18 protein-coding genes are annotated in these 18,972 nt (G+C 73.1%); 6 read left to right on the forward strand and 12 right to left on the reverse strand.

The features are described from left to right. Positions 1-276: 276 nt before the first annotated feature. Complete coding sequence (locus ACIRB4_RS23815) at positions 277-1,065, forward strand: VOC family protein (RefSeq protein ID WP_403294160.1); 789 nt, start codon at positions 277-279, stop codon at positions 1,063-1,065. A 24-nt stretch (positions 1,066-1,089) separates the two neighbouring features. On the opposite strand, the gene ACIRB4_RS23820 is transcribed toward ACIRB4_RS23815, so the two are convergent. From ACIRB4_RS23820 to ACIRB4_RS23835, 4 genes are all read right to left on the reverse strand, one after another. Next, entirely contained in the window at positions 1,090-3,189 is a 2,100-nt protein-coding gene (locus ACIRB4_RS23820; RefSeq protein ID WP_403294318.1) for a SpoIIE family protein phosphatase, read from the reverse strand. 195 nt (positions 3,190-3,384) lie between these two features. Beyond that, a complete protein-coding gene (dnaK, locus tag ACIRB4_RS23825; RefSeq protein WP_403294161.1) occupies positions 3,385-5,244 on the reverse strand; it encodes a molecular chaperone DnaK in 1,860 nt (619 codons plus the stop codon). Between the two features lie 51 nt (positions 5,245-5,295). After that, positions 5,296-5,691 carry a DUF2267 domain-containing protein gene (locus tag ACIRB4_RS23830; protein WP_403294162.1) on the reverse strand — a complete coding sequence of 132 codons (396 nt, stop codon included), beginning with the start codon at positions 5,689-5,691 and terminating at the stop codon, positions 5,296-5,298. A gap of 80 nt (positions 5,692-5,771) precedes the next feature. Next, complete coding sequence (locus ACIRB4_RS23835) at positions 5,772-5,975, reverse strand: hypothetical protein (RefSeq protein WP_403294163.1); 204 nt, start codon at positions 5,973-5,975, stop codon at positions 5,772-5,774. A 219-nt stretch (positions 5,976-6,194) separates the two neighbouring features. On the opposite strand from ACIRB4_RS23835, the gene ACIRB4_RS23840 reads away from it, so the two are divergent. The 5 genes from ACIRB4_RS23840 to ACIRB4_RS23860 all read left to right on the forward strand — a co-directional run bounded on the left by ACIRB4_RS23840 (position 6,195) and on the right by ACIRB4_RS23860 (position 9,721). Continuing rightward, a complete protein-coding gene (locus ACIRB4_RS23840) occupies positions 6,195-6,377 on the forward strand; it encodes a DUF6381 family protein (RefSeq protein ID WP_403294164.1) in 183 nt (60 codons plus the stop codon). Between the two features lie 208 nt (positions 6,378-6,585). Beyond that, positions 6,586-7,353: an NPP1 family protein gene (locus tag ACIRB4_RS23845; RefSeq protein ID WP_403294165.1), complete on the forward strand. Its 768-nt coding sequence runs from the start codon at positions 6,586-6,588 to the stop codon at positions 7,351-7,353. A gap of 131 nt (positions 7,354-7,484) precedes the next feature. After that, a complete protein-coding gene (locus ACIRB4_RS23850; RefSeq protein ID WP_403294166.1) occupies positions 7,485-8,027 on the forward strand; it encodes a VanZ family protein in 543 nt (180 codons plus the stop codon). Between the two features lie 29 nt (positions 8,028-8,056). Next, a complete protein-coding gene (locus ACIRB4_RS23855) occupies positions 8,057-8,674 on the forward strand; it encodes a DUF6328 family protein (protein WP_403294167.1) in 618 nt (205 codons plus the stop codon). Positions 8,675-8,770: 96 nt separating this feature from the next. After that, positions 8,771-9,721 carry an aldo/keto reductase family oxidoreductase gene (locus ACIRB4_RS23860; RefSeq protein ID WP_403294169.1) on the forward strand — a complete coding sequence of 317 codons (951 nt, stop codon included), beginning with the start codon at positions 8,771-8,773 and terminating at the stop codon, positions 9,719-9,721. Positions 9,722-9,743: 22 nt separating this feature from the next. On the opposite strand, the gene ACIRB4_RS23865 is transcribed toward ACIRB4_RS23860, so the two are convergent. The 8 genes from ACIRB4_RS23865 to ACIRB4_RS23900 form a co-directional block, all read right to left on the reverse strand. Next, on the reverse strand, positions 9,744-11,243 hold the full coding sequence (locus ACIRB4_RS23865) for a bifunctional phosphatase PAP2/diacylglycerol kinase family protein (RefSeq protein WP_403294170.1): 1,500 nt from the start codon (positions 11,241-11,243) through the stop codon (positions 9,744-9,746). A gap of 136 nt (positions 11,244-11,379) precedes the next feature. After that, positions 11,380-11,733 carry an STAS domain-containing protein gene (locus ACIRB4_RS23870; RefSeq protein ID WP_403294171.1) on the reverse strand — a complete coding sequence of 118 codons (354 nt, stop codon included), beginning with the start codon at positions 11,731-11,733 and terminating at the stop codon, positions 11,380-11,382. Positions 11,734-11,735: 2 nt separating this feature from the next. Then, positions 11,736-13,019, reverse strand: a complete 1,284-nt coding sequence (locus ACIRB4_RS23875; RefSeq protein ID WP_403294319.1) for a SpoIIE family protein phosphatase — start codon at positions 13,017-13,019, stop codon at positions 11,736-11,738. Between the two features lie 186 nt (positions 13,020-13,205). Next, the gene (locus ACIRB4_RS23880; RefSeq protein WP_345483882.1) at positions 13,206-13,379 is read right to left on the reverse strand and encodes a CsbD family protein; all 174 of its coding nucleotides are present in this window, start codon (positions 13,377-13,379) and stop codon (positions 13,206-13,208) included. A 128-nt stretch (positions 13,380-13,507) separates the two neighbouring features. Next, on the reverse strand, positions 13,508-13,855 hold the full coding sequence (locus tag ACIRB4_RS23885; RefSeq protein WP_403294172.1) for an ATP-binding protein: 348 nt from the start codon (positions 13,853-13,855) through the stop codon (positions 13,508-13,510). A 174-nt stretch (positions 13,856-14,029) separates the two neighbouring features. Continuing rightward, on the reverse strand, positions 14,030-17,314 hold the full coding sequence (locus ACIRB4_RS23890; RefSeq protein WP_403294173.1) for a LuxR C-terminal-related transcriptional regulator: 3,285 nt from the start codon (positions 17,312-17,314) through the stop codon (positions 14,030-14,032). Between the two features lie 98 nt (positions 17,315-17,412). Beyond that, positions 17,413-18,270 (reverse strand): alpha/beta hydrolase family protein, encoded by an 858-nt coding sequence (locus ACIRB4_RS23895; RefSeq protein ID WP_403294174.1) that lies wholly within the window; start codon positions 18,268-18,270, stop codon positions 17,413-17,415. A gap of 310 nt (positions 18,271-18,580) precedes the next feature. Beyond that, a complete protein-coding gene (locus ACIRB4_RS23900; RefSeq protein ID WP_403294175.1) occupies positions 18,581-18,808 on the reverse strand; it encodes a DUF5133 domain-containing protein in 228 nt (75 codons plus the stop codon). Positions 18,809-18,972 lie beyond the last annotated feature (164 nt).

The following is an 18,972-nucleotide window of genomic DNA, read 5'->3' on the forward strand; positions in this document are numbered from 1 at the left end:
AGGGGGCGCGGAAGGACGGGGATCGCCCCGTCCTTCCGCGCCCGTCGCTTCTCTCCGCGGGTCTCGCCGCCGGCCGGCACGCCCGCGCGCGGGGCAGCGCCCTGCGGGTCGTCAACGTGTCGTCCCCCCTGGTCGAGCGCCTCTTCCGCTCGGTGGGAACGGCCGGGGTCCTGCTGGGCCCGCCCGACCACGCTCGCTGCCCCTCCGCGGGCATGGGGAGGCCCGCGCCCGGGCAACGGCACCAGTACGCAGGGGAGGGACGGAGGGAGGCGGACCATGGTGCTGATGGCCGCGGACGTGTCGGGCGCGCCGTGCTGGCTCAGCCTGGTGACACGGGACCTGCGCGCGGCGGAGCACTTCTACGGCGCCGTGCTCGGCTGGACCTTCCGCGAGGCCAGCTTCGGCCGGGCCTTCTCCGTCGCCGAGCACGACGGCGTGCCCGTCGCCGGTATCGGGGCCGTGGCGGGGGAACTGGCCGTCCCCGTGGCATGGACGGCGTACTTCGCGGTCGACGACGCCGACGAGGTGGTCGCACGCGTACGGGAGCGCGGCGGAACGATCGGCGTGGGGCCGGTCTCCTATCCGCCCCGCGGCCGGGCCGCCCTCATGGCCGACCGGGAGGGCGCGACCTTCGGGATCTGGGAAGGCGGAGTGCTCTCGGACTGGAGCGTCGGTGAGGGAGCGGCCCCCGCGTGGCTGGAGCTGCACACCCGCAACGCCTTCGACGCCGCGCTCTTCTACGGTGAGGTGCTGGGCTGGGGCGACGGGGACATGAGCTGCTGCGACGTCTCCTACGAGGAGGACCAGGTCGTGCTGCGACGCGCGGGCGAGCCCGTCGCACGCCTCAACAGCGGCCCCGTCGAGGAGGGCGCGACCAAACCCCACCTCCGGCCCCGCTGGCTGGTCCACTTCAAGGTCCGCGACCTCGACGCGGCGACGGCCCTGGCCGTCGAGCACGGCGGGAGCGTCGCGACGGACGCCGAGTGGGGCGGGGGCCGGCGAGCCACCCTTCGGGACCCGGAAGGCGCACTGTTCACCCTCGACGAGTCACCGGACGCCTCATGACCCCACGGCTCATGACCGCACGGCTCATGACCCCGCGGCGCGCGTCCGCAGCAGCAGGAACGCGATGTCGTCCGTACGGTCCTGGGCGGGCCGCACCCGCCGCAGCAGCCCGTCGATGAAGAGGCCCAGATCACGGTCGTCGGCCCGGTCCAGGAGCGCGGCGAGGCGGGCCACGGACTCGTCGATGTCGGTGCCCGGTGTCTCGACGAGACCGTCGGTGTAGAACGCCAGCAGCAGCCCCGGGGTCAGCGGGATGTCGGTGACGGGATAGACGGCGTCCGGGTCGATGCCCAGGAGGGGGCCGGGTGAGACCTCCATCGGCGCCGTCCTGCCGCCCGGAGGGCGCAGGAGGGGCGGCGGGTGGCCGGCACTGGCCACGCACAGCGTGCCGCGCTCGAAATCCAGATGGGCGTAGAGGCAACTGGTGAACAGCCCGGGGTCGAGGTCCATCAGCAGCCGGTTCGTACCTGAGAGGACGATGTCGGGAGGCGTACCGAGCGTGGCGTGCGCGTGGACGCCGGTACGGACCTGCCCCATCAGGGCCGCGGCGGCGACGTTGTGGCCCTGGACGTCCCCGATGACGGCCGCGGCGGCCGTGTCGCCGAGCCGGATGACGTCGTAGAAGTCCCCGCCGATGTCCATGCCCCGCGTCGCGGGCAGGTACCGCGCGGCGACGTCGAGGCCGGGAACCCGGGGCAGGGTGTGCGGCAGCAGGGCCTGCTGGAGACCATGGGCGAGCCGGTGCTTGGTGTCGTAGAGACGGGCCCGGTCCAGCGCCTGTGCGAGGAGCCCCGCGAGCGAGGACATCACGGCGCGCTCCTCGGCCGAGAACACCCGCGGCCGGTCGTAGGACAGCACACAGCAGCCCACCGGCCGGCCCGAGATGATCAGAGGCAGAAACGCCCACGCCTGCTTGCCGCTGACCAGCGGCGCCTCCGGGTAGATCCGCCGCATCTCCTCCGGGTTCGCGAAGAACGACGGGATGCCGGTGGCGAGCGTGCGCCCCGCGGGGGTGAACGTCGTGGTGAGGGGCAGTCCGTCGAGGCGCTCGATCACCTCGGCGGGATAGCCGCGGTGACCCATGATCCGGAGCCGGCCGGAGTCGGCGACCGACACGACGAGGCCCCGTGCGCCGAAGGCGGGCATCACCTGGTCGGCGATGAGGTCGATGACGTCCTCGACCCCGACGGCCTCGGTGAGGGCGGCCGCCAGGTGCATGAGCTGGTACAGCCGCCCCGCGCGCGCCGGGCCCGTGGTGGCCGGGGCATGCCGGGGCGCCGGTGAGGGCGGCGGCTGCGCCCCCGTGGGAACGATACGGACGCTGATGCCGCTGGCGTCCGGATACAGATGGAAGTCCAGCCACCGGTCGGGTGGACGGCAGGCGGTGAAGGAGACCGGCTCGCGACTGATCACCGCCGCGCGGTAGCGGTCTTCGTATGAAGGATCGTCGAGCCAGGGCAAGGACTGCCACGGCAGCGTCCCCAGCAGCCCCTCGGCATCCCGGCCCAGCAGCTCGCAGCCCCCGGAACTGACATACGTGATCCGCCCCTCCAGGTCCAGGGCGCACGAGCCGCCGGGCAGGCGCTCGGCGAAGTCGGAGGCCGCCTGCGCCGGGCTCGCCGGGCGACGGCCCGCCTCCACGGGGACGACGCGGGGCCCCTCGCCCCGGCTCGGCGGCCCGCCGGGCACGGCGGTCTCCTCCAGGAGCCGCGCCAGACGCCGGCAGTGGGAGGTGATGTGACCGCGCTCCCGGTCACTCATGCGCGCCGGCCGCGTCGCCGGCCACATGAGCATCAGCGAGCCCCAGCGGCGCCCGTCGGTGATCGGCGCGGCGGCGAGCGCCAGCGGGTACGGAAGCGCCACCGCCGTACGCGGATAGGAGCGGGCCATCTCCTCCTGGCTGCCCACCCAGACCAGCCGGTCCTCGCGGACCGCTTCGGCGACGGGAGCGGGGGCGTTCAGCGGAACCTGCGCCCAGGGGGCGGCGAAATCCGCCGGAACCCCGAACACGGCCTCCAGCCGCAGCACCCGCTCGTCCGGCGCGAGGAGATAGACGGCGCCGATGGACGCCCCGGTCTGCCGCGCCGTCTCCACGAGCGCCTCGTCCAGCGCGTCGGCGGCCAGATCGGCGCGCCGGCCCTGTCGGCCGGGCGGGGAGTCGGCTGCGTCGGCCGGACCGCTCGTGCTCGTCACGAGGCACCTCCAGCGTCGCGGCCGGGTTCCTGGGGACCATTATCCCCGCGCCCGCCCCTCCCGGCCTTCCCGACAGCCTCGGACCCCGGCCGGCCTCCGCCCCGTGCCCACGTCAGCTCGGGCCGCTCACCGCGCATCACCCTTCGGCTTCTCGTCGTCGACGATCTCGGCGTCGACGACATCGTCATCGGCCCTGGCCTCGGCGTGCGGGGCCTCGCCACCGGTGGCCTGGGACGCCTGGGCGTCGGCGTACATCGCCTGGCCGAGCTTCTGGGAGACGGCCGCGACCTTCTCCGTGGCCGTACGGATCTCCGCGGTGTCGTCGCCCTTGAGCTTCTCCTTCAGCTCGGCGACGGCGGTCTCGACCTCGGTCTTGACCTCCCCGGGGACCTTGTCCTCGTTGTCCTTGAGGAACCTCTCGGTCTGGTACACGAGTTGTTCCGCGGTGTTGCGGGTCTCGGCCGTCTCCTTGCGGCGGCGGTCCTCCTCCGCATGCTGCTCGGCCTCACGGATCATGCGGTCGATGGCGTCCTTCGGCAGCGAGGAGCCGCCGGTGACGGTCATCTTCTGCTCCTTGCCCGTGCCCAGGTCCTTCGCGGTCACGTGCATGATGCCGTTGGCGTCGATGTCGAAGGCGACCTCGATCTGCGGGACCCCGCGCGGGGCCGGCGGCAGACCGGTCAGCTCGAACATGCCGAGCTTCTTGTTGTACGCCGCGATCTCGCGCTCGCCCTGGTAGACCTGGATCTGAACCGACGGCTGGTTGTCCTCGGCCGTCGTGAAGATCTCGGACCGCTTGGCCGGGATCGTGGTGTTGCGCTCGATCAGCTTGGTCATGATGCCGCCCTTGGTCTCGATACCGAGGGACAGCGGGGTCACGTCGAGGAGCAGGACGTCCTTGACCTCACCCTTCAGCACACCGGCCTGCAGGGCGGCGCCGATGGCGACGACCTCGTCCGGGTTCACACCCCGGTGCGGGTCCTTCCCGGTCAGCTCCTTGACCAGTTCCGTCACCGCGGGCATGCGGGTCGACCCGCCCACCATGATCACGTGATCGATGTCGGGCACCTTGATACCGGCGTCCTTCACCGCGTTGTGGAACGGGGCCTTGCAGCGCTCCAGCAGGTCGGCGGTGAGCTGCTGGAACTGAGCCCGGGTGAGCTTCTCCTCCAGGTGCAGCGGACCCTCGGCGGAGGCCGTGATGTACGGCAGGTTGATCGACGTCTCGGTCGACGCGGAAAGCTCGATCTTCGCCTTCTCCGCGGCCTCCCGCAGACGCTGGACAGCCATCTTGTCCTTGGAGAGGTCGACGCCGTACCCGTTCCGGAACTGCTGCACCAGATGGTCGACGATCCGCTGGTCCCAGTCGTCACCACCGAGAAGCGTGTCGCCGTTGGTGGCCTTCACCTCGACGAGCCCCTCACCGATCTCCAGGAGCGACACGTCGAAGGTGCCGCCACCGAGGTCGAAGACGAGGATCGTCTGGTCCTCCTCCTTGTCGAGCCCGTACGCGAGCGCCGCGGACGTCGGCTCGTTGATGATGCGCAGGACGTTGAGGCCGGCGATCTCGCCCGCCTCCTTCGTGGCCGTGCGCTGCGAGTCGTTGAAGTACGCCGGTACGGTGATGACGGCGTCCGTCACGTCCTCCCCGAGGTACGCCTCGGCGTCGCGCTTCAGCTTCTGCAGCACCCGGGCCGAGATCTCCTGGGCGGTGTACCGCTTTCCGGCCGCCTCGCCCTTCTCCGGGAACCGCCAGGACGCGTCACCCATGTGCCGCTTCACCGACCGGGCGGTGAGTTCGACGTTGGTCACCGCCTGCCGCTTGGCGATGTCGCCGACGAGCACCTGCCCGTCCTTGCCGAAGGCCACGACGGAAGGGGTCGTCCTGTTTCCCTCGGTGTTCGTGACGACCGTGGGCTCGCCGCCTTCCAGTACCGCGACGACGGAGTTGGTCGTGCCCAGGTCGATACCCACCGCGCGTGTCATCGCTCGCTCCTTTCCAGCGCGGACGGAGTCGTCCGGATCCCGCTGTCCGGCTCAGATCGCCTGTGGACGACCGAAGAGCAGGTCATAGCCCACGGGGAGCTGAAGCAGGATCCGGTTCATGAGGTCGTCTCCCGCGATGTCGGCCACGACACTGAGCACGGAGCTGACGTCCCAGGTCGCCGTCTTCTCGGTGGCCCCCTCGATCCAGGCGGCCGTCGCCCGGACGAACCGCTCGGGCGGGAGCGGCTCGCGTGCCTGGAGCGGGTTGAGCAGGACCAGTGCCAGCGTCTCGGGGAGCCGCTCGGCCAGCTCGGACCTCACCTCACCCACGAGATGCGCGCCGAGGAGGGCGAGGACGACGCGGGCGGCGCGTTCGGCCTCCTCGCGCGAGGCGTACTCGCCCCGTTCCTGGACCGCGGCCAGCAGCGCGTCCCACTGCATACGCATGGACACCTCCCCAAGGCGGAATGCATATGTCGGACACTCTGCTTATATACCCCGCCGTACCAAAGTTGACAAGCGCCGACTCAAGGGTTATCGGTGGCGGGAAGTGGGCGCTCGGCGTCCTCGCCGGAGTAGAGGCGGTCGACCTCGGGGCGCAGGTCGAGCATGTCGAGAAGGCGCTCCAGATCCGCCGGGTCGGTGGCGCGCAGGGCGACGGCCAGCCGGGCGGCGCGTCGCTGGTCGGCCATGGCCGAGGGGGTCCGCTCACTGCCTTCTGCTCGCTCCATGCCCAGATCCGACCACGCCCTCGCCGTCCGCGCAGCCCGACCGCCCCGCCCGTCTCCGCGCGCCGGGGCTCGCGGGGAGCTCGTCCGGCCTCGCGAGGGTGACCCCTGAGGCTCGTTCTGCCTGGCCTGATGACGGTGGGTGACGCTCCGGGATGCGAGGGTGAGGGCGCGCTGCTTCTCTGAGGTCATCCGCTCACCCCCCAGATCCCAGGAGTGATCATGAGCGTTGCAGGAGAGACCGGTGGCCGCGCGCAGCAGCTGCGCCAGAAGGCTCAGGAGATGGAGCAGGCCGCCGAGCGGTCCACGGACCCGGACGAGCGTCAGCGGCTGAAGGACCGGGCCCGGCGGCTCGAGGAGCAGAGCAGGCGCGAGTCGGAGATGGGCATCGGCGAACCGATGTAACGGCTTGTGATCGACCGGCCGGCGGCAGCCTCGTAGGGGGCGGCCACCGGCCGGTCGCGTGTGTGACGCGGACGCGACGCCGGCATGTCGCCCGTCCCTCCGTCGCGTGGACACCTCCGGAACTCGACGCGGCACCGCGGTTCGTCATGTCTGTGATGGGCATGTCAAACGCTGGTGTCACTCACGTCGATCCTCAGGAGGCCACGCCTTGAAGACGAGTTCGCGGTTCCGCAGGCTGTCGCTCACCCTCGGTGCCGCCATGGCGCTGGTCCTCGCCGTCCCCGGCAGCGCGCTGGCTGCGCCCCCACGAGCCCTCCCCGGCCACGCGGACGGGCTGGAACAGACCTTCCAGCCCGCCTACGACTACGACACGGACGGCTGCTACCCCACCCCCGCCATCGGACCCGACGGGACCGTCAACGGCGGCCTCAACCCCTCCGGCGCCCTCAACGGCCAGTGCCGCGACGCGTCCGACCTGGACAACACCAACGGGTACGCGCGCTCCCTCTGCAACAACGGCTGGTGCGCCATCATGTACGGCCTCTACTTCGAGAAGGACCAGGCCCTCGCGGGCAGCGGACTCGGAGGCCACCGCCACGACTGGGAGCACGTCGTGGTCTGGGTGCAGAACAACGAGGCCCGGTACGTCTCCACCTCCGCGCACGGCGCGTTCGACATCCACGGCCGGGACCGCATCCGCTGGGACGGGACCCACCCCAAGATCGTGTATCACAAGGACGGCATCGGCACGCACTGCTTCCGCCCCGCCAACTCCAACGACGAGCCGCCGGAGAACCACTACCGCGGCTGGCGGTTCCCCACCCTCGTCGGCTGGAACGGCTACCCCGCCGACCTCCGGGACCGGCTCGGCCGGGCCGACTTCGGCAGCGCCGTGTTCGGCCTCAAGGACGGCAACTTCGCCGCCCACCTCCAGAAGGCCAAGCCGCCGTCCATCCCCTTCGATCCGTACGCCTGACGCTCGCTCGCGGCGACGCGAGGCGCGTTCGGCGCCCGGCCGGAACCTCGCCCTCTCCTCCAGGCGTCCCGGTGTCCATCGGGGGTAGGCGCAACCTTCCTGGAGGACACCGGACTTGGGGGAGGGGACCCATGACGTCACGCATCGGATGGCGCCGCGCCACGGCCGATCGGTCCGAGGACGAGGACCCGGGACGCGGCCCCGGACCCTGGCTCCGGGTCTTCCTCGCGGTGCTGGCGGTGGCGGCGATGGTGGCCTTCGGTGTCGTCCTGGCCCGGCTGACCCTGCAGCCGGAGCCGGCCTCGGACGCGCTCACCCACACCAACCTCCGGCCCGGCGACTCGATCCGGGCCTACCTCGCGCAACCCGCCTTCCGGGACACGGTCAAACAGCTCGGCGGAAACATCCTTCTCGGCGTGCCCTTCGGGCTGTTACTGCCGGTGGTGTCTCCCCGCACCCGGGGCTTCGTCCGGATCGCCCTGCTGACGGTGGCGACGATGCTCCTCGTCGAACTCATCCAGGGCGCCCTCATCACCGGGCGCGCCTTCGACATCGACGACGTGCTGCTGAACACGGCCGGCGCGCTCCTCGGGTACGCCGTGGTGGGACGCCGCCTGGGCAGGGCGGTGCACCCCCGGCGCAAGCCCCGCTGGTGGTCGCTCCGCCGCACCTGACCGACCCGTCATCCCAGAAGGAGGCTTCCATGTACGAACGAGAGGGCGACACCACGCCGACGCGCACACTGGACGGCGGCCGCCCCGGCACCCGGGACGGCGACCGCCCCGGCACCCGGGACGGCGACCGCCCCGGCACCCGGGACGGCGACCGCCCCACCACCCGGGACGCGCGGTCGGACGGCCGGGCCGAGACGGAGGACGAGCGGGCGGACCGGCGCTGGCAGGAACTCATACAGGAGATACGGGTCGCCCAGACCGGCGTGCAGATCCTCCTCGGCTTCCTCCTCACGGTGGCCTTCACCCCGCACTTCCAGGGCCTCGAACAGACGGACAAGACCATCTACATCGTCACGGTCGTCCTCGGATCCCTGGCCACGGGGGCGCTGATAGGGCCCGTCCCCTTCCACCGGATCGTGTCCGGACGGCGCATCAAGGCGCAGGCCGTGGTGTGGGCCTCACGCCTCACCTTCGCCGGGCTCATGCTGCTCCTCGCGACCCTGACCTCGGCCCTGTTCCTCATCCTTCGGGTGGCCACCCACGACACGTACGTGCCCTGGCTGGTCTCCGGCGTACTCGCCTGGTACCTGCTCTGCTGGTTCGCCCTGCCCCTGTGGGTCCGCACCCGTTACACCCGCGGCGACTGACACCGCAGCCGGCTCCGCGGCAGCGGACGGAGCCGCGGGCGCATTCCCACGGGAGGCGCCCGCGGCCCCCGGTCGGCCGTATGCGAAGGTGACCCGGTGACCACGCCTGAGAACTCCGACCGCCTCGTCTTCGGCTGCATGGGCCTGGGGGGCGCCTGGGACACGAGCCCCCTCACCGCCGCCGACATCGACGTGGCCGCCGCGGCCGTCGAGGCCGCCGTCGAGAGCGGCATCACCACCTTCGACCACGCCGACATCTACCGGCACGGAAAGTCGGAAGCCGTCTTCGGCGAGATCCTGGCCCGCTCGGCCGGGCTGCGGGAACGGATCACCCTGCAGACCAAGTGCGGCATCCGGCTCGCGGACGGAGACCGGCCGGGCCTGTACGACCTGCGCGGCGCCTCCATCGTCCGCAGGGTCGAGGAGAGCCTCCACCGACTGCGTACCGACGTACTCGACGTGCTGCTGCTGCACCGCCCCGACCCGCTCGCCGACCCCGCCGAGATCGGCGAGGCCCTGGCCTCGCTCCACCGACAGGGGCTCGTACGCCGTTTCGGCGTCTCCAACATGAACGCGGCGCAGATCGCACGGCTCCAGGCCCACACGGAGCTGCCCCTCGTGGCCAACCAGCTGGAGATGAGCCTGCACCGGCGGGCCTGGCTGGAGGACGCCGTCCTCGTCAACACGCCCGAGTCCGCCGCCAACGGATTCCCCGCCGGCACCGTCGAGCACTGCCTGACCCACGGCATCACGCTCCAGGCCTGGGGAGCGCTGGCCCAGGGGCGGTACACCGGACGGCAGCAGACCCCGCAGGAGCGGGCCACCGCCGCACTCGTCGCCTCGCTCGCCGAGGCCAAGGGCACCACGCCGGAGACGATCGTGCTCCGGTGGCTGCAGCGCCACCCGGCGCGCGTCGCGCCCGTGATCGGTACGTCGAATCCCGACCGCATCCGCGCCTGCCGGGACGCCGCGCTCGACGAACCCGGCCTGAGCCACGAGGAGTGGTACACCCTCTGGGTGACCGCCCGCGGGGCCGCGCTTCCGTAGGAAGCGTCCGGCCCGGCGGCGATCAGTCGGTGAGCGGCCGGTAGACGGTCAGGGCGCCGGGCAGCTTGTCCAGACGGAAGGCGCCCGGAGCCGGAACCACCTCGCCGTCGTACGCCATGTCCGTGCCCTCGGGCAGCCCCGAGACGCGCAGGGACGTGGTCCGGGCCGCCGCGTACAGCCGCGTCCTCGCCAGCCCTCCCGCCACCGCCGTGGCGAGCAGCCGGGTGCGGGCGAACCGGCCGCCGTGCGCGACCCGCACATCGAGGACACCGTCCGCGAGGTCGTGGCGCCGCAGCGGGGCCAGGCCCACGCTGCGGTAGGCGCCGTTGCCGGCGAACAGCAGCCACAGCGACTCGCGCCTGCCGTTGACCTCCGCGCGCAGGGGCCGTGAGGTCCGCAGCACGCGCACCACCCCGAGCAGCGACGCGAGCGGACCGCCGAGCCGGGGCGACCAGCGCTCCCGGAGCCGTACGAGCTCGGGGTAGACACCGAGGCTGAAGGTGTTGAGGAAGTACGCGCGCGACCCGTCCGTCTCACTCGTGATCCGGCCCACGTCGGCGCGCACCGCATGCCCCTCGGTCAGCGCCGCGCAGGCCTCGGCCACCGTGTCCACCCCGAGGTCCACCGCGAAGTGGTTGAACGTGCCCCCGGGCACGACGAGCAGCGGCACTCCGTGGCGCAGGGCCGGTTCCACCGCCGCGTTCACCGTGCCGTCGCCGCCGCAGACGCCCAGGACGCCCCCGCGGGCGGCCACCTCCGCCGCGGCCGTGTCCAGCACGTCCGCCAGGGTGCCGGTCTTCTCCTCGTACAGGATGATCTCCGCCTGGGGCAGGAGCGTCCTGAGCTGGCGTACGGGGTCCAGAAGCTGGGTCTGGGCGCCGGAGGCGGCGTTGGCCACGACGACGAGGCCGTCGCCCTCCGGGAGGGCGCGCACCCGCATGCGCGGCCGCGCGGGTGTGGCGACCAGGTCGCGGGTCGGGGCGAGGCCCCGGACCGCGTAGGCCGCTCCCACGCCGAGGCCGGCGCCCACGAGCACATCGCTCGGGTAGTGGACTCCGGTGTAGACACGGGAGAAGGCGACCGAGGCGGCCACCGGGAGCACGGCCGCCGCCCAGCCGCGCGACTCCAGCGCGATCCCGGTGGTGAAGGCCGCCGCGGAGGCGGCGTGGCCGGAGGGGAAGGAGCTCGTGAACGGCTGATGGGGCAGTCGCCGCACCAGCGGCACCGCGTCGATGAGCGGACGCTCGCGCCGGACGGCGCCCTTGGCGAGGGTGTTGACGGTGGCCGACGCCAGAGCGAGGGATGCCGTACCGCGGACCGCGGCGCGCCGACCCCGAGGCCCGCCGAAGGCCCACATCCCGGCGGCGATCCCGAACCACAGCAGCCCGTGGTTCGCGGACCGGCTGAGCCGGGGGAGGACCGGCTCGGCTCCCGGCCACGAACGGTTCGCCACGTGCCCGAAGACCGTGCGGTCCAGCCGCCCGAACCTTCCGCGCAGCCGACCCTTGGCGACCTGGCTCATCGCATCTCCTCGTCGTCGGATCCGGAGCTCGAACACGCGCCCGGCCAGCGCCAACGTACCCGGCACGGCCGGAACGACACGTCCGGCGCGGAAAACGTCGCCCGGTGTTCCTCCGTACGCCGCGACGGCACCTCCGTCAGGAGTGGGTGAGGTGGGAGTCCGCCGCGCTGTCGCTGTCGGGGTGGATGGCGAAGATCTGGTCGAGGCCCACGATGCCGATGACCCGGGCCACCGGCGGCGGCACCGCGGCCAGGGCGATCGATGCACCCGCCGCCGTGGCGGTGTTGCGGGCCGTCAGGAAGGTGTTGATCCCGCTGGAGTCGCAGAAGTCGAGATCGGCCAGGTCGAGGACGAGCAGGGACCCGGGCGTGAGATCGGCGGCCCGCACCTCCTCGCGCAGGCGCGGCGCACTCTCGTAGTCCAGGGTGCCCCTGAGCGTGAGGACGGGACCGGCGGGCGTGGTGCGGGTGATGATGTCCAGCATGGTCATGATCAGTCTCGATCGGCGGAGGGTCGGTCCTGAGTGTCTCGGTCTGGAGTGGCCCGGTCCGCGGAGCCTCGGTCCACGGAGCGGCGTTCGACGGCCGGGCTGTCGGGAGGAACCCCCAGGGCGAGTAGGGCGGTGTCGTCGCCCAGCCCGTCGCCGAAGCTCTCCAGAAGCCCGGTCAGGGCGGTGACGATCCGAGCGGGCGTCGCCGGGGCGCGCTCGGCGACGAACTCCCGCAGGGCCTCGTCACCGAACAAATCGTAACCGGCTCCCGTACGGGCCTCGGTGAGGCCGTCGGTGTACAGCAGCACGCTGTCACCGGGTTCCAGGATCGTCCGCGCGGAGACGAACTGCGCGTCCGGAAGGATGCCGACGAGCAGCCCTCCCGGCGTCGGCAGGAAGTCCACCCGTCCGTCGCTCCGCAGGACGAGCGCGGGCGGGTGACCGCCGGAGGCCAGTTCGAGCGCGAATGACCCGCTCTCGCCCTGAGGCTCGAGCACGCCGAACACGGCGGTGCAGTAGCAGGTCTCACCCGCCGGACTCTGCTCCGTCAGCGCCGTATTGAGCGTGCGGAGAGCGGCGACGGGGTCGGAGTCGTGGAGCGCGGCCGTCCGCAGGGTGTACCGGGTCAGCGAGGTCAGCGCGGCGGCTTCGGGCCCCTTGCCGCACACGTCCCCGAGGAAGAAGGCCCAGCGCTTACCGTCCAGCGGGAACAGGTCGTAGAAGTCACCGCCGAGCCGGTCGGGAGAGGCGGTGTGGTAGTACGAAGCGGCCTCCAGACCCGGGACGGAGGGGAGGCGCGCCGGCAACAGGCTGCGCTGGAGTACCGCCAGGGCGTCCTGCAGCCGCGCCCGGTCGGCCTCCGCCGCTCGGCGGGCCTCCTCGGCCTCGGCCCTGCTGCGCAGCAGCTCCACCTCGTACGCGCGCCGGTCCCGGGCGTCGGTCAGGGTGATCCTCGCGAGCAGCGGCCGTCCCTCGGAACTCGACCGCACTATGGCGCTGGCCAGGACCGGGAGCGGCTCACCGGACCGGGACAACTCCAGCGATACGCCGCCCACCTCGCCGTTGAGCCGCAGCGCGGGCGCGAGCTGCGCCTCGTACGCGAGCCGGCCGGCCGGGGTGAGGAGGTCGCCGAAGGTCATGCGGCCCACCACGGAGCTCCGGCTCAGCCCGAGCCACTGCAGCAGGGTGGTGTTGATCCTGGCGATCGTGCCGTCCAGCAGGATCGACACATAGCCGCACGGGGCGGTTTCGTACAGTTCCTCCGCGCTGTCCTCCAACACGGCCATATAGGACTCGAAGGCGGCGGCGGGTGAGTGGAAGCCGGGCTGTTCGCGTCCCGTGGTCCCGTGGTTCATCGAAGAAGGCTCCTGGAGCGGTCGGCCTCTGTCCGGGCCGCACGGCGGAAGCGGAAGAGCGCGCGGAGGGGGCGGCTCCGCCACCGCGGAGCCGCCCCTTTCGCCGCCCGGACGAGGTCAGTGCTTGAATACGTCCTTCGCCTTCTCCTTGGCGTCCCGCGCGTCGCCCTTGACCTGCTCGCCCCGGCCTTCGGCCTCAAGGCGCTCGTCGCCCGTCAGTCGCCCCGCCGCTTCCTTGATCTTCCCCTTGGCCTGCTCGGTCTTGGCCTTCGACTTCTGCTCACCGGACACGTCTGATCACTCCTCGGTGCAGGATCACGTCTGACGAGAGGGCGCCTGACCTCGAATCGCGGTGGTAAACCAGGCGGACGGAAAAAGCTCCCCTCGCCTGGCTCTCGCCGCTCCCGTCACTGCTCCCGTCACTGCTCCAGCGGTACGACCGCGCGGATCGTCTTCCCGGCCGCGTGCACCGACACGATCACCTCGCGGCAGAGGTGCAGGACGATGGGCCAGCCGTAGCCGCCCGGCGTCAGGGCTTCGGTGCTCCGGTCCGTCGGCGGCTCGCCGCTCCCGTCGGTCACCGACACCGTGACACTGTCACGTGCCAGGTCGAGGCGGAAACCGGTGACGCCACCGGCGTGCCGCTCCGCGTTCGTCACCAACTCCGAGACGACGAGCATCAGATCATCGACCTGCGACCGGTCCACCGGCCGGATGCTCGCGAGCCGTCGCCTGGTCGCTTCCCGGGCCTCGGCGGAGGTGCGCACCGCCGGACCGTCGCGGGGCGGGACCCCAAGGGGCCGCATCCGCGTGGACATGTGGGGCCATGCCTCATGGCGAGGCTGCATATTGCTTACCCTTCCTCCCGATTTCCCTGCATTCGCTCTCCGCTCGCCTTCCCGCCTTGGGGGAAGGTGACACACGGCATACGGTGACCGCCCTCACCTGCGGCCTCGGGAAGGGCGCCGCGGGACGGCGGCGGGTCCGTCCGCGCTCCTCGCGGCGCGCGCCAGCACGCCCGACAGCTCGACCCGGGACCGGACGCCCAGCCGGGCGAAGACGTTCCGCAGATGGTGGTCGACCGTGCGAGGGCTGATGGACAGCCGACCGGCGATCTCCCGGTTGGTCGCGCCCTCCGCGGCCAGCGCGGCGATGCGCTGCTGCTGAGGCGTCAGGTCCTCCGGACCCGCGGGCCCGCTCGCACCCCCGCCCGCTCCGCCCGTGGCCCGCAGCTCCGCCCGCGCCTGGGCGGCCCAGACCTCGGCCGCCGCCCGCTCGAAGGTCACGAGCGCGTCGCTCAGCCGCACCCGCGCCTCCAGCGGACGTCTGCGCCGCCGGAGCCACTTGCCGTACGCGAGCAGGGTTCTGGCGCGCTCGAAGTCGTTGCCGGACGCGTCGTGCCGGAGCATCGCCTCGCCGTACCAGTGCGCCGCGTCCTCCGGCGCCGCCGCCAGAAGCGCGCGACAGCGCGCCAGCTGGGCGGGAGCCTGCGGGTCCAGTCCGTAGGCCGCCCATACGGCGAACTCCTCGGCCACCGGCCGCGCTTCGGCCGCCCGGCCCGTCGCGTCGGCCGCCTCCACGAAGCACGGAACGACGAGCATGCGCAGCGCGAAGTGACCGGCGCCGGGTCCGGGGCGGACCAGCCGCGCCAGCCGCGCCGCGGCCTGGGCGGCGAGGCCACGGCCCAGCTCCGCGCGGGCCAGTGCCCACTCGGCGAGCGTGGCGGCCTGCGCGAGACCGTGGCGACGCGCGACGGCGAGCGACTGCCGGGCATGGTCCCCGACGGAGTCCGCGTCGCCGGCGACCGAGGCGACCAGGGCGAGGACGGCGTGCTGATGGGCCGCCACGTTGTGCTGTCCGGTCAGTTCGGCGGCGCGCAGGCCCTCGCGGGCGTGTGTGCCGGCCCGGTCGTGGCGTCCGGCCCGTAGCTCGGCGTAGGCGAGATGTTCGAGCACGCGGGGGAGCATGGCGGTACGGCCCTCCGCCCGCACCCGGGCGAGGGCCCGGGTGTGGATCCGGGCCGCCGCCGCCGTGTCCCCGAGGACCAGCGCGGCCGACCCCGCCCGCAGCAGGCGCCGGGGCTCGTCGGCCTCACCGTCGCACACCACGACGCGCGCGAGCGGCGCCCGCGCCTCGTGCAACCGGGCGCTGAGCGCAGCGCGCATCCCATCGAGAAAATCCCGCTCGGCACCGGCGCCGGGGGGCCGTCGGCCGTCGCCAGGCGTCGGGGCCGGGTGGTGGCGGGCCGTGTCGCCGTGTGGGGCTGGGTGGCCCTGAGGCGCGTCGCCCGGCGTCGCATGGTGCGGCGCCGTGTGGTGCCGGGCCGTGTCGGGTCGATCCGCGCCGTCGTGCGGGACCGTGCGGTGCTGAGCCGCGTCGTCGGGCGGCGTGTGGTGTCCGGCCGTGTCGTGTCCGTGTGTCTCCCCGTGCGGGGCTGGGCGGTCCTGAGCCGCGTCGTCGGCCGGCGTGTCCTGGCCGTGTGTCTCCCCGTGCCGGGCCGTGCGGTCCGGAGCCGCGTGGCCCGGCCCCGCCTCACCCGGCGCCGTGTTGCTCTCCCGGGCCGTGTCGCCGTGTGGGGGCCGGGCTGGGTGGCCCTGAGCCGCGTGGCTCGCCACTGCCTCGCCCTCCGCCCCGTGGTCCCGCCCCGTGCCGTGCCCGACGCCGTGCCCCGCGCCGTCCGGCTCGTCCGGGGCGAGCGCCACCAGGCAGGCCGCGGGGTCGCCCGCCGCCCAGGCGGCCTCCATGGCGAGGAAACGGGCGTCCGCCGCCTCCTGCGGGGCGGCGTCGCGCAGCAGCGCGGAGGCCAGGAGCAGCGCCTGATGGGCGTCCCCGACCGGACCGTCGGCCAGCTCCGAGAGCCCGCGTACGAGTTCGGCCCGGCCGCGCACCACGTCCGCGAGCGAACGCACCTCGTCGGCGGCGTGGAGCCGGTCCGCCCGGTGGCCGAGTGCCCGGAGCAAGGGCGACGTCTGCGGCGTGACCGCGCGTCGCGCGCCACGGCCCGAGGCCGGCCCGGCGGCGGCCGACTCCGCCTCGCCGCACACCCCCGTGAGCGCGCCCCGCCGGCCGTCGCTCGCCGCACCGGCGCCCACCGCGCCGCGACCGGAGCCACCGGGACCACGACTCCGTAACCCCGCCGCCTGGTCGAGCACCGTGCCGTCCGACGGCGCCCCGTCGTTCAGCGGCGGCGCGAAGAGGGCCCGTGCCGAACGGCGCCAGGAGGCCGGTGTCGCGGCGAGCACGGCACGGCGGAGGAACGGGTCCTCGAAGCGCAGCGCATGACGCGCCCCGCCGAGCAGACCGTCCGCGACCAGTCCGTCCAGCGCCTCCGGAGACGTACGCGTCGCCCGCGCGGCGGCCAGGACGGCGCCCGCGTCCACCGTGGGCCGCGCCGTGTCCGCCGTACCCTCCGCGCCCGACGTGGCTTCGCCGGCGACGGCCACGAGCGCGAGCAGCCGTCTCCACTCGGCGGGCAGCGCGTCGAGAAGCCCGCCGTACACGTCGGTGAGGACGCACGCGTCGGTCAGGGGACGGGGGAGGGGCGCGTCGCCCGCGAGCTGCGCGGGCGAGAGGCGCCGGGCCGTCGCGGCCAGGACGCCGGGGTGGCCCGCCGCCTCCCGGAGCAGCCGCTCCCGCACGTCGGGTGCGAGCGGGCCCGGACAGACGTCGTCCAGGAGACCGCTCGCCCCCGCCCGGCTCAGCGGCCCCAGCCGCAGCAACGGCGCCCCCGGTACGTCCGGCGGCCGATGGTGACGGGCGAGCGACACCACCCACCCCACCCCCGCTAGCCCGCCGCCGGCGCGCAGCGCCGAGACGAGCGCGGCGCGCGAGTGCGCGTCCCACAGATGCTGGTCGTCCACACACAGCAGCAGCGGCCGCTCGGGGGCGAGACCCGCCACGGCCGAGGCGAGTCCCTCCGGACCCCGCGCCACCCGCAGGGCGCGACGGGCCGCCGACGGCCCGGGACCGAGCGCGGACAGCAGGCCCCGCACCCCGCTCCACGGGACTCGGTTGCCGGGCGGTGCGGTGACCAGGCACGCCGTACCGGAGAAAGCACGCGCCGCGTGGTGAAGGAGCGCCGTGCGGCCCGTTCCCGGGCCGCCGGTGATCAGCAGTACGCCGCTCGCCCCGGCGCCGACGCGGGCCGAGAGCGAGGCCACCGCGGCGAGTTCGGTCGTACGGTCGTGCAGCCGCGGAGCAGCGGCCGCGTTCATCCCTCCGCTCACGGCCGTCACGCTACTGCCCCGTAGGAACCGACGACAGCCCCCAGGTGTGGACGCCGGCCCACACCTGGGGGCGCCGTTCTGTGAGCGCGCACAAGCCGTCAGGAGTGCGGGCAGGTACCCCGGTACTCCTCGATGGTCAGGCTGGGCCGGGGGAGCGGGCAGAGGAACTGCTCGTACCGGGTGTCGTTGTCGATGAACCGCTTGAGCCACGAGACGCTGTACTTCGCGATCGTCGTGTCCGACGTGTTCGGGGTGAAGTGCGAGGCGCCGTTGAGCTCCAGGTACGCCTTGTCGAGCGAGCGCGGCAGACTCTCGTAGAACGGCTCCGAGTGCGAGGAGACCGGTGCGATCGTGTCGCCGTCCGCGCCCACGACGAGTGTCGGGGTGGTGATCTCGGGCCAGGTCTTGTCCGTGTTCCAGCCGGTCAGGGGGATCGCGGCCTGCAGCGAAGGCCGGCTCTTGGCCGCTTCGAGCGCGCCTCCGCCGCCCATCGAGTGCCCCATCACGCCGAGCCGGGTGCCGTCGATCCGGCCGCGGACCGCGCTGCGCTGCGTCAGGTAGTCGAGCGCGGCGAGGAGCTGACGGCCCCGGCTGTCGGGCTGGTCCGTCGTGGTGTTCGTGTCGATGGTGAAGACGACGAAGCCCTGGGAGGCGAGCCGCGGTCCCAGCCAGGCGATGGAGGACTGCGTGGCGGTGAAGCCGGGCGAGATCACCACCGCGCCGAAGGTCCCGTCCGCGGTCGACGTGGGGTAGTAGACGGTGCCGCCGCCGAACCCGGTGACGGCGAGGGAGGAGACGCGGGTCTCTGAGACGGCGTACGGGCCGCGCAGCGCCTCGATGCTCGCGACGGTCGGCGCGGGGCCGCGCTCGTAGGGGTTGTCCGCGGCCCGGGCGCCGGGGGCGGTGAGTACCGTGAGACAGCAGACGGCCGCGGCGGCGGCGAGGTGTCGTTTCACGACGGAGTCGTCCTCTCGTGTCGTGTACGGCGGCTCCCGAGGCGGCCGGGAGCGGCCGTGGAATGACTGGCCCGGTCAATGTCCGGGCAACGAGGGACGGAGGCATCGGCACAATCGCCGGTCGTGGCGCGGCTTCGCCGTCACGCCCGAGAGGCCCTGGGCCCAGAACGCGCCGAATCCGGCACACCCTCGTCGGGATGTGCCGGATCCGGCCACCGGATGCGAGCCCTTCAAGCCTTTCCAGCTCTTCTCTTCGGGCTCTCTCCCGGCTCTCTTCGGGATCTTCGGGCCTTCGGGCTGTGCAGCCCCGTCAGGCCATGAGCACCGAATCGTCCTCGGGACGCGCGCCCGGCAGCCGATGGCGGGCGGCGATCAGTGCCGTCTCCACATCGCGTGTGCCGGTGGAGACGCACAGCGTGTACGCGATGTCGTCCATGCGCTGCCGTACCTCCGCGCTGCCGTTCTCCGCGTGCAGCACCCTCAGCGTCTCGTACTGCTCGATCAGGTTGCTCAGCACCGCAGGATGGGCCATCAACACAGTGCAACTCCCCTCGCCGTCAGGGCGCCGACCGCCCGGTTCGAACCGCCGCGTACCCCGGCTCTCCGCTTGTATGCGGGAACATATGCGGGTCACCATGCGGGGCGTATGCGGACCGGCGAGCGGGGCGCGGACCCGGAGCGGCTCGCTCCGGCGACTCCCTC

This window comes from Streptomyces sp. NPDC093600, assembly GCF_044764755.1.
GTDB lineage: Bacteria > Actinomycetota > Actinomycetes > Streptomycetales > Streptomycetaceae > Streptomyces.